Source organism: Desulfonispora thiosulfatigenes DSM 11270 (genome assembly GCF_900176035.1).
Taxonomy (GTDB): domain Bacteria; phylum Bacillota; class Peptococcia; order Peptococcales; family Desulfonisporaceae; genus Desulfonispora; species Desulfonispora thiosulfatigenes.
This window is the reverse complement of record NZ_FWWT01000024.1, coordinates 12,283-27,839: the sequence shown is the minus strand read 5'-3', so window position 1 is coordinate 27,839 and position 15,557 is coordinate 12,283. Positions and strand designations below refer to the sequence as shown.

Here is a 15,557-nt window from a genome sequence, read left to right as displayed (position 1 = left end):
ATTTCACCTATATACACCTTTTAAATGGTAGTTCAAGGTATAATTGCTCAATTCTTGATTTATATGATCGTAGTATTGTTGCGACTAAAACTACAAATTACATGACTGCTGATCTAGCAATAGAAACATTAAATGAAGCTTTGGCAAATAATAAACCTGAAGAAAATTTGATACTCCACAGCGATCAGGGGGTGCAGTACACTTCGAAATCATTTACAGAATATTGTAGTAATAACAAGATCATACAATCAATGAGTAAGGCTGGGTGTCCGTACGATAATGCCCCTATGGAATCCTTTTTTGGTAAATTAAAAAACGAACATATTAAGCATTATGAAATAAAAAATGATAATCATTTAAATTTTCTAATTAACGATTATGTTTATGGATATTATCATCATATCAGACCACATAGTGCCTTAGGTGGTAAAACCCCTTTTGAGGCTCGATTTACATAATTTATTCTATTAAGTGTTACAATTTTGCTTGACCAGGTCATAGTTTGTATAAAAGATTTAATTTATCAGAAGAAGTACTAAAAGAGAGTTCTAGAATTATTATTCTAAACATAAATGACATTAATATTGGAATTATGGTAGATAGCGTAACTGAAGTTATCTGGCTAGAACAAGAGAGTATAGAAGATGTAGATACTATGGAAACAGAAGATCATAATTATATTACAGGAGTAGGAAAATTAGATAATAGATTATTGATTTTATTAAATTTAGAAAAGGTTATAGGCATATTAGAATAAAAAAATAACCGAACCTAATAGGTTCGGTTATTTTTGTGCTTTTGCCCAAGAATCACGCAAGGCTACTGTTCGATTGAAAACTAATTTATCAGGTGTTGAATCAGGATCTAGGCAGAAATATCCTTGTCGCAAAAATTGAAACTTGTCACCAGAGTTTGCATTTTTAAGAACTGGTTCAACTTTACACGTAGAAAGAACTTCTAAAGAATTTGGATTTAACTGAGAGATAAAATCACTAGTAGTTTCATCTTCAGAATTTTCTTCAGCTAAAAGGCGATCACATAAACGTATTTCAGCGTCAAGAGCATTGCTTGCATCTACCCAGTGAAGTGTACCTTTAACCTTTTTACCACTTGTATCACTACCACTTTTAGTACTAGGATCATAGCTACAACGTAATTCTAAGATATCTCCCGTTTTTTCATCTTTAATTACTTCTTCACATTTTATAATATAGGCATGTTTTAAACGCACTTCTTTTCCTGGTGATAAACGGAAGAATTTTTTAGGTGGATTTTCCATGAAATCGTCTTGTTCAATATAGATAGTTTTACTAAAAGTAATTTCACGTGATCCAGTTTCCGGTTGATTTGGATTATTTTCAGCTTCTAGATTTTCAACTTGATTTTCAGGATAATTCTCAATTACAACTTTTAAAGGACGAAGAACGGCCATAACCCTAGGAGCTTTTATATTTAAGTCTTCTCGTATGCAATGTTCTAATAGTGCCATGTCAACGGTGCTATTATTTTTAGCAACACCTATACGTTCACAAAAGTCCCTAATTGATTCTGGGGTATATCCACGTCTTCTAAGGCCAGATATAGTAGGCATACGAGGGTCATCCCAACCAGATACATATCCGTCTTCTACTAACCTGCGTAATTTTCTTTTACTCATTACTGTATGAGTTAGATTTAAACGCGCAAATTCAATTTGCTGAGGATAACTTTCTACTTTTGTATTTTCAATTGTCCAGTTATATAATGGACGGTGATCTTCAAATTCGAGAGTACAGATAGAATGTGTAATATTTTCAAATGCATCTGATAAAGGGTGAGCAAAATCATACATTGGATAAATGCACCATTTATCTCCCGTTCTATGATGATGAGTGTGTGATATACGATAGATGATAGGATCGCGCATATTTAGATTAGGGGAAGACATATCAATCTTAGCCCTTAAAACATGAGTACCATCAGGAAATTCACCATTTTTCATTCTAGTAAAAATACTTAAATTTTCCTCAACTGAACGATTTCTGTATGGACTTTCTGTACCAGGTTCAGTAAGTGTTCCTCTAGTTTCTCTAATTTCTTCAGGGGTTAAATCACAAACATAGGCCTTTCCTTCTTTAATTAAGTAAACAGCACAGTCATAGATTTTATCAAAATAATTTGATGCAAAATACTCGCGGTTTTCCCAATCAAAGCCTAACCAATGAACGTCTTCTTTAATGGAATCGACAAATTCAACTTCTTCTTTGCTAGGATTGGTATCATCAAAACGTAAATTGCATAAACCTTTATACTGATTTGCAATTCCAAAATTTAAGCAAATAGATTTAGCATGTCCAATATGTAAATAACCATTAGGCTCGGGCGGAAATCTAGTATATACATTTCCATTATTTTTATTATTCTTTAAATCTTCATTGATAATATTTTGAATAAAATTAGATGAAGTAGTAATATTATCAGTAGTCATATTATGCCTCCTAAACTTATTTAAGTAATGAATATAAATTCTATCTTATGTATGTTGTTCTGTCTACTTAGATTATATAATTGTTTATATCCCTTGGCTAGATGAATGCCTTAATTTATCAGATTTTTAGAATAAAATATAGATCCTTATTATCTTGTTCTTATTTAAGTAATTTTATTTACTTTAAGAGAAAAAGTTCCTACATCTAAAATAATGTAGGAACTTTAATTAGAAACGCAATATTTTAGGAACCCTTGGTGCTTGTAAATGGTGAATAGCAGGAAGGGTAGATCCTAAAAGAGGACGAACATATTCTCTAAAAGCATTTGTAACATTATTTCCTTCGCTATTAATAAATTCATCAGGCATATATTTAGTTTTACGTGCAATTTCTTGAAGTGGTCTTAATTTGTAATCCACAGAATAAGATCCTGTTCTTTCTATAGTAAGAGAGCCATTAACATTATAAAGAACAGCAAGCCTTGCAGCTTTTTCACCTACTATTCTGGCTTCCTTTTGATCTATATCAGAAACACATCCGACAAAAGATCTTTGTAAATAACCAAAGGTGTCACTTCTAACGCGATTAATTTTGAGTTTATCCTTTATTTCATTAGCTAGTAAGTCACCTAAAGAGCCATTACCAGATAGTTGTATATTTCCATGTGCATCTTTTGCAATTTGATTATAAAGGCTAGTCACAATTGGTTTTTTAAATTCATCTTGAACTCCTTCAGAAATAGCAATAATACATCTCCCATATTTATCATATGTGTTTTTTACATCATATAAAAAGTTTTCCATTTTAAAAACTCTTTCAGGTAAATAAATTAAGTGCGGTCCATCATCTGGTTTTTGTTTAGCCATTGAAGCAGCTGCGGTTAAAAATCCTGCATGTCTACCCATAACAACTCCGATGTAGACACCAGGTAAGGATTTATTATCTAAATTAATGCCCATAAATGCCTGTGCAACGAATCTTGCAGCTGAACCATAGCCTGGAGTATGGTCATTTAAAACCAAGTCATTGTCAATCGTTTTTGGAATGTGAATAGCTTTTATTTCAAAGTCTGATTGTCGTGCATGTTCATTAATTATATGAACTGTATCAGCTGAATCATTACCACCTATATAGAAAAAATAGCGAATATTATGAGCTTTTAAAACTTGAAACATTTCTGTACAGTATTTACCATCAGGTTTATCTCTAGTTGACCAAAGGGCAGAGGAAGGTGTTAAAGCAACTTGTTCAAGATTAGAACTACTTTCTTGACTTAAATCTAAAAAGTCTTCATTCAAAATACCACATACACCATTTAAAGCTCCATAAACCCTAGATACTTGCATAAATTTACGAGATTCTAAAACAACACCAGCCAAGGATTGATTAATTACGGCTGTAGGCCCTCCACCTTGAGCTATTAAAATATTACCATTTAACTCCATACAAAATCCCCCTTTTACTAACCTGTAAAATATGTGAGGAGAGTAATTTTTTAAGCAATTATATGTAAAGTATATGCAGGGGAGTTGATATTGCTACTTTTTAAAAAAAAATTGCCTCCTATTTTAAGGAGACAATTTTTTGAAAAATATTTACTTTTCTATACCAGTTTCGATGGATGTAATAATTTTTTCTGGAAAGTTCTTTGCTTTCATGACCTCGATAGTTTTGTGGAAGTCATAGCTAATTTCTTTAATCTCAATTAATATTTCAGCTTGATCATTTAGTATTTCGATGACACCGTAACTAGAATTTGGTTTGCCAAACTTAGGTTTGCCGATACTACCTTGATTAAATAAGATTTTGTTTTGATATTTTTTTATATAAGGAAGATGGGTATGAGCACACACTAAAAGATCCCCACTAAAATCTTTCATCACTTCTTCTGCTTCTTTTGAGTCTAAATGTAAATATTCATTTATTTTACGTGGACTTCCATGCACAAAGGTAATAGACTTATCATTAAATTTAAGATTTATTTCTTTAGGCAGATGTAATAGATAATTTCTATGTTCCGCACTTAATTCATTAACAGCCCAGGGAAGAGAAAATTTATTTATTTCGGTATCTCTTATATAGCTAAATTTATTATCCACAACCGAAGCATCATAATTACCCTTAATGGTCAGAATATTTTTATCTTTAATAAATTCTATAACCTCATTAGGAAAAGGACCATATCCTACCAAGTCACCAAGACAAATAATAGTGTCTATACCTTCCTTTTTTATATTATCATAGGCATTTATAAGAGCAGGTAGATTGCCATGAATATCTGAGATAGTTGCAATTTTCATATTTTACTTCCTTTCTATATATAATAAATTTATAATAGTAAATTTTTTGATATCATGCAATGTTATTAAGATAAGATTATATTTGGCTAAGTTGAAATTAAAGTAAATAAAGCTTAAAATTAAAGTAATTAGTTAAACGATCTTTTTCAAGAAAATATATAAGTCGGAATTTATGGGTGATGTTATGATAGAAATAGATAATAGTGCTAATTTAATTTTAAACAAATTACAATCTAATGGATATGAGGCCTATGTTGTAGGGGGTTGTGTACGAGATAGTCTACTTAAGAAGATTCCTATGGACTGGGATATGTGTACTAATGCTGATCCTTTAGAAGTAATAGAATTATTTAATGAGTATAAGGTAATACCTACTGGCTTAAAACATGGAACAGTAAGTATAATTATAGATAGTAAGAGCTATGAAGTAACTACATATCGAATTGATGGAGATTATCTTAATAATAGAAAACCAGATCAAGTTTTTTTTACTAATTCACTAAGGGAGGATTTAAGTAGAAGAGACTTTACTATTAATTCCCTTGCCTATAATAGCCACGAAGGTTTAATTGATTTCTTTAATGGATATAAAGATTTAAGCGAAAAGGTTATCAAAGCAGTGGGTGATGCTGATAGGAGATATCAAGAAGATGCTCTGCGGATGCTAAGAGCAATCCGTTTTGCCTGTCAATTAAACTTTAGTATAGAAGATTTGACACTAAAGGCAATTAAAAAAAATGCTAATTTACTAAATAATATTAGCCAGGAACGTATCAGAGACGAATTTTGCAAAATACTAATCTCTGATTACCCGAGTAAAGGGTTAAAGCTATTAGCTGATTCTAAATTATTAGAGTTTATTGCACCAGAATTAATCCCAAGTCTTGATTTTATGCAGCATAATCCTCATCATGATAAAGATGTTTTTAATCATACTTTAGCTGTTCTTGAAAATACTCCTAACAAATTAGTAATTCGTCTAGCAGCATTATTACATGATATAGGAAAGCCACATACTTTTAGCCTAGATAAAAATAAGATAGGTCACTTCTATGGACATCAACATGAAAGTGAAAAACTAGCTAAAAACTTCTTAAACAGATTAAAATTTGATAATAAAACCATTAATACAGTAAGTATTTTAGTCAAAGAACACATGTCCTGGTTTGATAAGATCAGTGATAAAGGAATTAAAAGACTCATTACTAGAGTAGGAGTAGATAATATTAATGATTTATTTACACTCCAGATTGCTGATGTTAAAGGAACTAAACCTCCCTATGACTTTAGTAAGATTTTACAAGTAAAAGAAAGGGTACATAAAATCTTAACTAAAAAGGAACCTTTAACGATTAAAGATTTGAATATTACGGGCAATGATTTAAAGCAAATTGGGATAAAACCTAGTAAAGAAATGGGACAGATTATCGAAAATCTATTCCAAAGGGTATTAGAAGAGCCTAAATTAAATTATAAAGATAAACTATTAGAGTTAGCAAATAACATGAATAAAACAAATTAATCAAGTTTTTTCTAAGTTTAGTAATGATTAAGCAACGATAATTATTGAAAAGAAAGACAAGAAATAAGATTGTAGCAGGTATAAAAAAAGGTTATAATTTTTACGAATAAAAATATAGTATGGGATGAGATTATTATGACTAAAAAAGATGAAAATTTAGTTCACCATTTAGAAGATTTACGAAAAGTACTGTTAATTTCTTTTGCAGCTATTTTTGTTGGTACTATTATTTGCTATAGCCTTTTTTTAGATCAGGTTATTGAGATTGTAGTGGGGCCATTAAATAAATTAGGGCAAGATTTAGTATTTTTAGGGGTAACAGAAGGACTGTTTACAAAAATTAAGATGTCCATTTTTGGAGGAGTCATTATTTCATCTCCTGTAATCATATGGCAAATGCTTCGTTTTATTTTTCCAGCATTATATAGTCATGAAAAAAAGGTATTTGTACCGGTTTTCTTTTTAGGAATTATTTTATTTATTAGTGGGATTGTATTTGGATATAAGCTTGTCTTAGATTTAAGCCTTAAAATATTAATAATTAATTTTAGTGAAGGGTTAAGTCCCATGATTTCTGTAAGCAAATATGTTTCTTTTGTTATTTCATTTTTGCTTCCATTTGGAATTATCTTTGAAATTCCCTTAATAACATTCTTTTTAACTAAATTAGGACTTATATCAGCAAAGTTTTTGCGCGAAAAAAGAAAATACGTTATATTAATTATGTTTGTTTTAGCTGCAGTTCTTTCACCAGGACCTGATGTTTTAGCACAATTATTTTTAGCAATACCGATGATAGTTCTTTATGAAATAAGTATTATTATTTCAGCCTTAATCGGTCGGAAAAAACAGAAAAAAGATTTAAGTGAATAATTAAGATAATAAAGAAAAGCATTAGTTATTCTAATCAGCATTCGACACTAAGATACAAATTAAGTAGAAGGTATATTTTTGTCTAATGTAGAAAGTAACTAAATATAAATAGAATTTAAAAGAGGAATTTAGCAAATAAATGAATATATTTGGTATATTCGCATAATAGATAATTATTATTATTTATTTATCTATTTGGAGGTAATAATGAAACAAGAAAATATTTTTGAAAATCACATATTTGGTACTACTTTAAACCAACTAAATCATCACAGTAATAATACTTTTAATAATATATATGAAATCTTACCTAGAATGTTAATAGACTTTATCGAGAACCAGCCTCAACCTGTAATCATGGGTTATCCTAGTGGTAAGATTGTTTATTGTACAGATAACTTTTGTGAGATGCTAGGATATTCTAAAAAAGAATTAGAGGGGCTAAGATGGGATGTTCATTTAACTCCTCCAGAGTGGTATTTACAAGATTTAAAGAAATTAAAAGATCTGGATACTAATCAAAAGACTGTTAAATATAAAAAAGAACTTTTTCATAAAAATGGAAATAGGGTAACAGTAGAGGTAAATAGTAATATACTAAAGATTGCAGAAGATCAATCTTTATATTATTGTTTTTTAAATAATATTACTAAGCAGGAAGAGTTAGAAAATGATTTAAAAAGTAGGCGTAAATTATTAGATGAAATTTTAAAAAGCTGTACTAAAGAAGTCTTTAATGCCAATAGGCAAATTGAATTAGAAGTTACTAAAAATAAAAGGTTGTTAATTGATTTTGAACGTTTCGTTAATCTTTCGCCAGATATATTTTGCGCTATAGATAGGGAAGGTTATTTGAAACAAGTAAATAATACTGTAGAGAAGGTATTAGGGTATAAAAAAGAAGACGTTATTAATAAAAATGTTAGACAAGTTTTACATGAACAGGATTTAGATGTTACTATGCAAAAATTACAAATGGCTACAACTGATTTAGAATATAATTATAATATAGTAAATCGTTTTTATTGTAAGGATGGTACCTATAAATGGATAGAATGGAGGGGTATTTATATAGCCTCTGAAGGTTTACATTATTATGTAGGACGAGATATAACTGAACGGAAAAGAGTAGAAAATGAAATGATCAGAATGGAACAATTAAATTTAGTAGGACAAATAGCAGCGGGTTTAGGACACGAAGTCAGAAATCCTTTGACAACTATAAGAGGGTTCCTCCAAATTATGGGTAAGAAAGCAGTTGTAAATGAATATAAAGATTATTTTAAACTCATGATTGACGAACTTGATAGAGCAAATGATATTATAACGGAATTTTTATCTATTGCTAAAAACAATATTCGAAAGCGAGAAAAGGGTAATCTTAATCAGGTGATTAGAGCATTAGAACCTTTAATAAAAGCAGATGCTATTAGGCAAGATAAATATATTGAAACTGATTTAAAAGAAATTCCTGATTTACTTCTAGATCAAAAAGAAATGCGCCAGCTTATTTTAAATCTTGTACGAAATGGTCTGGAGGCTTTACCTGATGGAGGAATTGTTAGTATTAAAACAAACCAATCTCCTAAAGGAGTGCAGTTATTTATCAAGGATGATGGAATTGGTATTCCTGAAGAGATACTTAATAAATTAGGAACTCCTTTTTTTACCACTAAAAAAAATGGTACTGGGTTAGGTCTTGCCACTTGCTACAGTATTGCTAAAGCGCATGATGCCACTATACATATTGATACTAGTGAAAAAGGGACTACTTTTAATATAATCTTTAAAATAATTAATTAACAAGATACACCTCTTTGGTTTAGTTTAACCTTAGGGGTTTTATTATTTAGGCTTATTTTTTCTAAAAAAACACATAAACTAAAGTAAGGAGACTAATATGGAAATTTATGATATTTTAAGATGTAATAAATGCTTAGTAACACATCGGGACTTTAGAATAACTCATATAGATGATGAAGGTAATCTTTATTGTGCAAGATGCGCAGCTTATTTAAATAAAGTAGGAGGATATGATCTGAACAATTTTAATGCTGAGGAATTTATTAAAACATTTGAACGAGAAGGTGATTAAAATAAGAGAATATTCGATTGGAATTGATGTAGGTGGAACAAATATTAAAGCTGGGCTTTTAGATGAAGATGGGAAAATACAGTTAGCTAAAAGTATTAAAACACAAAAGGAACAAGGATATATTAGTATAATAAAAAAGATAATAGGATTAATAAACTCTTATCAAGATAATGAAGAATTAAAAATAAAAGGTGTCGGCTTAGCTCTTCCAGGAGCTGTTAATGATGAAAAAGGATTGTGTCTATATTGTCCTAATCTAAAGTGGGACAATATAAACATTTCTAGTGAAATAGAAAATTCTGTGGGATTAAAGGTTAAATTAATTAATGATGCTAACGCTGCTTGTTTAGGTGATTATTTTTATGGGGTAGGAAAAAATTCTAATAACATCATTTATTTAACCTTAGGTACAGGTCTGGGGTCAGCAGTTATTATTGATAACAAGCTTTTACAAGGAAAAGATAAAGCAGCTGTTGAGGCAGGTCATATGATTATTGAACCTTTTGGTTACCCTTGTAGTTGTGGTAGTCGAGGTTGTTTTGAAACCTTAGTTTCAGCTACAGCTATTGAACGAAGATACAGTGAAAAACAAGATATAAATAGATCATTTAACAAAGGAAATTTAACTTCAAAAATGATTTTTGAAGCATATCGTAATAATGATATATTAGCTATTAAAACTATTGACGAAACCAAAGAATACTTAGCTATTGGGATAAGTAATTTAATAAATATCTTTAATGGTGAAAAAGTGATTTTAGCAGGAGGGGTCATGCATTCAAAAGAGATTATTTTAGAGGGTTTGGAAAATAGAGTAAAAGAATGTACTTATCCTTCAATGCGAAATTTTACAATAACAGTAAGTAAACTTGGTGATAATGCTGGAGTTATGGGAGCAGCTAGTTTGTTTTTTAAGACACTAAAAGTTATTTAAAATGAAACCAACAAACTTTAAGTTGGTTTTATTTTTTATTGGGGTTTTTTTTATATGAAATCTTTGATAAGCTTAAGGTTAGTGACTAGACGAGGTGATGGTTTTGATTTTAATGCAAGGAAAAGGTTTAAGTAAAAGTTATGGAGTAGATAAAATATTTGAAAACATAGATTTTGTCGTAAAAGAAGGCGAAAAAGTAGGTTTAGTTGGTCATAATGGTGCAGGAAAAACTACACTTTTTAAATGTCTAACAGGTAGTGAAAGTTTTGATAATGGCGAAGTAATGATCAGTAATAAATACAAGGTAGGTTATTTAGAACAAATACCTGACTATGAAGAGAATATTAGTTTGATGGATAGTGTGATGGAAATGTATAGTGATATTTTTGCCCTAAGAGACGAGCTAAGAAAACTAGAAAAGAAAATGGGACAAGATGGTGTAAATCTTGATAAGATTATGCAAAACTATAGCGATTTATCACAAAAGTATGAAGAAATGGGTGGGTATAGTTGCGAAGCAACGGCTCGCCGGATAATTAAAGGACTAGGCTTTACTGATAATGATTATACGCGTGATATAAATAAATTTAGTGGTGGAGAAAAGACAAGGGTAAGCTTAGCACGACTTTTAGTAAGAGAGCCAGATTTACTTTTATTAGATGAGCCAACAAATCATTTGGATATAGAAGCTTTAGAATGGTTAGAAGGATTTTTAAAAAACTATAGTGGTGCAGTACTATTAATTTCGCATGACCGTTATTTTTTAGATGCTATTGTAACTAAGGTTTATGAACTAAGTAATCAGAAAATACGTTCTTTTCCTGGTAATTATTCTCGGTATTTGATTTTAAAAGAAGAACAAGATTTAGCCCAAAATAAGGCTTTTGAAAAGCAACAACAAAAAATAGCGCAAACAGAAGAATATATTAGAAAATATAAAGCGGGGATAAAATCCAAACAAGCAAGAGGGCGACAAAAACACTTAGAGAGACTAGAAAGAATTGAAGGAATACAAAATGAGCAAAGTATAAATTTGAATTTTAAGGACATAGGAAGTACAGGTGAAATTGTCTTAAAGGTTAATGAAATTGAAATGGGATTTGCTGAAAAATCTCTATTTGATGATATTAGTTTTGAAATGAGAAAAGGTGATAAGGTTGCTTTAATAGGGGCAAATGGAACAGGAAAAACCACAATTTTAAAAATTATAATGGGTAAACTTAATCCTTTAAAAGGTTCTATTGACTATGGTAGTAGAGTTTCCATAGGGTATTTTGACCAAGAACATAAAGATCTTCATGAAGAGAAACAAGTCATACAGGAACTTTGTGATGCATTTAATATGGGAGAAAAAGAGGCAAGAAATAAATTAGCTACAATTCTTTTTCAGGGTGACGATGTTTTTAAATTGGTAAGAGATTTAAGTGGGGGAGAAAAAGGAAGATTAGCACTTTTAAAAATCATCTTACAATCACCTAATTTATTAATTATGGATGAACCTACTAATCATTTGGATATACCTTCTAAAGAAATAATTGAAAATATATTAGTGGATTTTCCAGGTTCACTTTTAGTAATTTCACATGATCGTTATTTTTTGGATAAAGTAACTAATAAAACTTTTGAACTTGAAAAAGGTAGTTTAAAAGAATACTTAGGTAGTTATTCTTATTTTAAAGAAAAAAAACTTCAGTTAAGTGAGCAGGCACAAAAACAAGAGCTTAATAAAGAAATAATAACTAAGAAAATAGTAAAAGATCAAAAGCCAAAAATTAATAAGTCTAAAATTAAAGAAGAAATAAAAATAATCGAAGAAAAAATTACTGAAGTAGAAGCAGAAATTAAAGCTTTAGGTGAAAAACTAGCAGATCCTGAAAGCTATCAAAATGAAGAAAAGAGCAAAGAATTAGTTAATGATTATAAAGAGGCTGAAGAAAATCTGCCTGTTTTAATGGCAAGGTGGGAAGAATTATTGGAAATTTTAGAAGAAAGTATTTAACATAAATAAGTAAAACCTTACCGGAAAAAACCTGTTTTTAGTAAAGAGTAGTATAACTAGGTAAGGTTTTATTTATTTTTAAAATAATACTTGACGAGGTAAAAAATATTCAGTACAATAAATGCAAATGATAATCATTATCTATTGCGTTAAAAATTAGGTTAAACTAACTTTTAAGGAGTGTTTAATATGTCTGCAGCTTTGACACATTCAGTTCAAGATTATTTAGAAGTTATTTTACAACTTTCTGCTGATAATAATAGTGTCAGAGTAACTGATATTGCAAAAAGGTTAGAAATAGCTAAAGCTAGTGTAACTCAAGCTATCAACAACATGCATGCATTAGGCTTAGTACATACAGAAAAATATGGACCGGTTTCTCTAACTGAAAAAGGTAGAAGAGAAGCTAAAAAGGTTAAATACAAACACATTATTCTTAAAAATTTTTTGGTGAATGTTTTAAAAGTAGAAGAAAACATTGCTGATAACGATGCGTGTTTAATGGAACATGCAATTAGCACTGAATCTATTGTGGCTTTACTAGATTTCTTAAAAGAAAAAGGATTTTTAGATACAGAGTTCGATTGTAAGGAGGTGAAAGTATTGTTGACTACAAGTTGTTTAAGTGATTTAAAGCCAGGAGGAAAAGGCAAAATAGTTAAAGTTGAAGCACAAGGTAGTTTACGTCGTCGTATTTTAGAAATGGGGATAACTACTGGTGATTTAATTTTAGTTAAACGTATAGCACCTATGGGTGATCCAATGGAAATATGTATTAAGGATTATAATTTAAGTTTGCGTAAAAATGAAGCTAATGCAATTTTGGTGGAGGTGGTTTAAATGGCTAAGTCAATGCCACTGGGATTTTTAGATGTAGGAAAAGAAGCTATTGTGCTTAGTATACAAGGTGGAACAGGACTAAGTAGAAAATTAAGTGAAATGGGATTTGCCCAGGGCATAAAGGTAAAGAATGTTAAGAATGATGGTGCTGGACCACTGATCGTAGCAGTCATGGATTGTAGAATTGCAATTGGCAGAGGTATGGCACAAAAAATATTAATAGAAGAATCAGCTTAAATTTTTTGTTTAAAATGTTAGGTATGCCTAATAATAGGGGGATAATAAATGGCAGTTGTTTATAACTTAAATCAAAATCTAAAAAATACTTTTGCTTTAATAGGAAACCCTAATGCCGGAAAAACTACTATTTTTAATAGTTTGACCGGTTCAAAAGCCCATGTAGGGAATTGGCCAGGGGTTACGGTTGAGAAAAAAGAGGGAATATTATTAGAAGATAAAAGTGTTAATATCATAGATTTGCCAGGTACATATAGCTTAGGGGCATATTCGGAAGATGAATTAGTAGCTAGAAATTATATAATTGGTGAAAAGCCAGATGTAGTAATTGATGTTATAGATGCTTCTAATTTAAAACGAAATTTATATCTAGCAGTTCAATTAATGGAAATGGATGCTAATCTAGTATTAGCATTAAATATGGCTGATGAAGCTAAAACTAATGGAATTGATATTAATCATTCATTACTAAGTGATCTACTGGGTATTCCAGTAATCCCTACTGTCGCGATAAAAAATAAAGGTCTAAAAGAATTAATTTCAAATGCTAAAAAAGAAATCGGTAAAAGAAAAAAAAGCATTAAAATTAATTATGGAGCTGAAATTGAACAAGAAATAGAAAAATTGACAAATTTAATTGAAGAAAACCCAGAGTTAACTAATATATATTCTGCTAGATGGCTTGCAGTAAAGCTTTTAGAAAATGATGAGGAATTAATAACTAAATTCAAAAGCACCTCGGGAACAGAAGAAATATTAGCTAGGTATGATCAAAGTATCATTGATTTAGAAAAAATATTTGGTGATGATGCTGAAACAGTAATAATTGAAAAAAGATATGGATTTATCGAAGGCGTAGTAAAAAAATGTGTTAAGACAAGTAAAAATATTGAAAATAGTATTAGTTTTTCCGATAAAGTTGATAGCGTAGTTTTGAATAGGTTCTTAGGAATTCCAATCTTCTTAGCAGCCATGTGGGCGATATTTGAATTTACTTTTACGTTAGGTGATCCTTTAATTGGTTATATTGAAGACCTCTTTGCTTGGTTAGGTGAAGTAGCAAGTGCAGGTATTTCTAACTCTTTACTTTCTTCTTTTATAGCTGAAGGTTTAATTGGCGGTTTAGGTTCAATTTTAGTATTCTTGCCTAATATATTCTTGTTGTTTTTTGCTATTTCTTTCTTAGAAGACAGTGGCTATATGGCCAGGGCTGCTTACATAATGGATCGTTTTATGAGAGCTTTAGGACTACCAGGTAAAGCTTTTATACCTTTATTAATGGGATTTGGCTGTAGCGTTCCAGCTATACTGGCAACTAGAACGTTAGAAAGTAAAAATGATAGATTAACTACAATATTAGTAGCACCTTTAATGTCATGTGGAGCAAGGCTACCAGTATATGCTTTATTTGTAAGTGCGTTCTTTACAAAAAATCAAGGATTAGTTATGTTTTCTATTTATTTTGTTGGTATCGTATTAGCAATTGTTATGGCTAAATTATTTAAAACTTTTCTTTTCCCAGGAGAAACTACTCCATTTGTAATGGAGTTACCACCATATCGATTTCCTACATTAAAAAGCACATTTATTCATATGTGGGACAGAGGAAGCGCTTTTATAAAAAAAGCAGGTACCATTATCTTTGGTTGCGTAGTTTTAATTTGGGCTTTAGCTAGTTTTCCAGCTGGAGTAGAATATGCAAGTAGTGAAAGTTACATGGGGATAATCGGTAATATTTTTGCTCCAGTTTATGCTCCTTTAGGTTTTGGAACATGGGAAGCAGCATCATCTTTAATATTCGGTTTATTAGCAAAAGAAGTTGTAGTAGTAACTCTTGGTACTCTTTATGGGACAGGAGAAGGAGCAGGTCTAATTTCTGCAATTGGTCAAAACTGGACAGCTCTAGGTGCATATTCTTTTATGTTGATGACTTTAATTTATGTGCCATGTATAGCGGTTTTAGGTGCTATTAAAAGAGAAACAAATTCATGGAAATGGCCTGCATTTGCTATTGTATATACTATGTTGTTAGCTTGGGTAGTTTCTTTTATAGTATATCAAGGTGGAAACCTTTTAGGTTTAGGTTAGGAGATTGAGATGGAACAGATTATTTTAATAACTGTTATTATAGCTTCAAGTACTTATCTTTTTAGAAAAATTAAAAAAAGTACTAAACAAGGAACTTGCAGTGGATGTAGTAGCTGTGTTTGTTGTCCAGGAGGTTGTTCTTTTGAGTTGAAAAATAAAGTTAAATAAGAGGGAAATTTAAAATTTTCCTCTTATTTAACC

The 15,557-nt window shown here is 30.4% G+C and carries 15 protein-coding genes; 12 read left to right on the top strand and 3 right to left on the bottom strand.

Annotated elements, in window-relative coordinates; genetic code table 11:
• Both B8965_RS12055 and B8965_RS12050 read left to right on the top strand, forming a co-directional pair.
• On the top strand, positions 1 to 458 hold a 458-nt coding region (locus B8965_RS12055; RefSeq protein WP_144015932.1), incomplete at its 5' end, for an IS3 family transposase.
• 44 nt (positions 459 to 502) lie between these two features.
• On the top strand, positions 503 to 757 hold the full coding sequence (locus B8965_RS12050) for a chemotaxis protein CheW (RefSeq protein ID WP_084054445.1): 255 nt from the start codon (positions 503 to 505) through the stop codon (positions 755 to 757).
• A gap of 27 nt (positions 758 to 784) precedes the next feature.
• Here the strand turns inward: B8965_RS12050 and B8965_RS12045 are convergent, their stop codons facing one another.
• The 3 genes from B8965_RS12045 to B8965_RS12035 all read right to left on the bottom strand — a co-directional run bounded on the left by B8965_RS12045 (position 785) and on the right by B8965_RS12035 (position 4,768).
• Positions 785 to 2,467: a glutamine--tRNA ligase/YqeY domain fusion protein gene (locus tag B8965_RS12045; RefSeq protein WP_084054444.1), complete on the bottom strand. Its 1,683-nt coding sequence runs from the start codon at positions 2,465 to 2,467 to the stop codon at positions 785 to 787.
• A 228-nt stretch (positions 2,468 to 2,695) separates the two neighbouring features.
• Entirely contained in the window at positions 2,696 to 3,913 is a 1,218-nt protein-coding gene (locus tag B8965_RS12040; protein ID WP_084054443.1) for a 6-phosphofructokinase, read from the bottom strand.
• A 150-nt stretch (positions 3,914 to 4,063) separates the two neighbouring features.
• Positions 4,064 to 4,768 (bottom strand): metallophosphoesterase family protein, encoded by a 705-nt coding sequence (locus B8965_RS12035; protein ID WP_084054442.1) that lies wholly within the window; start codon positions 4,766 to 4,768, stop codon positions 4,064 to 4,066.
• Positions 4,769 to 4,952: 184 nt separating this feature from the next.
• Here B8965_RS12035 and B8965_RS12030 point away from each other — a divergent pair, with 184 nt between their 5' ends.
• The 10 genes from B8965_RS12030 to B8965_RS12380 all read left to right on the top strand — a co-directional run bounded on the left by B8965_RS12030 (position 4,953) and on the right by B8965_RS12380 (position 15,524).
• A complete protein-coding gene (locus B8965_RS12030; protein WP_144015931.1) occupies positions 4,953 to 6,290 on the top strand; it encodes a CCA tRNA nucleotidyltransferase in 1,338 nt (445 codons plus the stop codon).
• Positions 6,291 to 6,425: 135 nt separating this feature from the next.
• Complete coding sequence (gene tatC, locus B8965_RS12025) at positions 6,426 to 7,163, top strand: twin-arginine translocase subunit TatC (RefSeq protein WP_084054440.1); 738 nt, start codon at positions 6,426 to 6,428, stop codon at positions 7,161 to 7,163.
• 207 nt (positions 7,164 to 7,370) lie between these two features.
• A complete protein-coding gene (locus B8965_RS12020) occupies positions 7,371 to 8,966 on the top strand; it encodes a PAS domain-containing sensor histidine kinase (RefSeq protein ID WP_084054439.1) in 1,596 nt (531 codons plus the stop codon).
• A 97-nt stretch (positions 8,967 to 9,063) separates the two neighbouring features.
• Complete coding sequence (locus B8965_RS12015) at positions 9,064 to 9,258, top strand: hypothetical protein (RefSeq protein ID WP_084054438.1); 195 nt, start codon at positions 9,064 to 9,066, stop codon at positions 9,256 to 9,258.
• On the top strand, positions 9,251 to 10,192 hold the full coding sequence (locus B8965_RS12010; protein ID WP_159446352.1) for an ROK family protein: 942 nt from the start codon (positions 9,251 to 9,253) through the stop codon (positions 10,190 to 10,192). The genes B8965_RS12015 and B8965_RS12010 overlap by 8 nt, the downstream gene beginning before the upstream one ends.
• Before the next feature lie 112 nt (positions 10,193 to 10,304).
• Positions 10,305 to 12,191, top strand: a complete 1,887-nt coding sequence (locus tag B8965_RS12005; protein WP_242941995.1) for an ABC transporter ATP-binding protein — start codon at positions 10,305 to 10,307, stop codon at positions 12,189 to 12,191.
• A 189-nt stretch (positions 12,192 to 12,380) separates the two neighbouring features.
• Positions 12,381 to 13,031, top strand: coding sequence for a metal-dependent transcriptional regulator (locus B8965_RS12000; RefSeq protein ID WP_084054435.1), 651 nt, complete (start codon positions 12,381 to 12,383; stop codon positions 13,029 to 13,031).
• Complete coding sequence (locus B8965_RS11995) at positions 13,032 to 13,268, top strand: FeoA family protein (RefSeq protein ID WP_084054434.1); 237 nt, start codon at positions 13,032 to 13,034, stop codon at positions 13,266 to 13,268.
• A gap of 48 nt (positions 13,269 to 13,316) precedes the next feature.
• Complete coding sequence (feoB, locus tag B8965_RS11990; protein ID WP_084054433.1) at positions 13,317 to 15,356, top strand: ferrous iron transport protein B; 2,040 nt, start codon at positions 13,317 to 13,319, stop codon at positions 15,354 to 15,356.
• Between the two features lie 9 nt (positions 15,357 to 15,365).
• Positions 15,366 to 15,524 carry a FeoB-associated Cys-rich membrane protein gene (locus B8965_RS12380; RefSeq protein WP_144015930.1) on the top strand — a complete coding sequence of 53 codons (159 nt, stop codon included), beginning with the start codon at positions 15,366 to 15,368 and terminating at the stop codon, positions 15,522 to 15,524.
• The last annotated feature ends 33 nt before the right edge of the window (positions 15,525 to 15,557 follow it).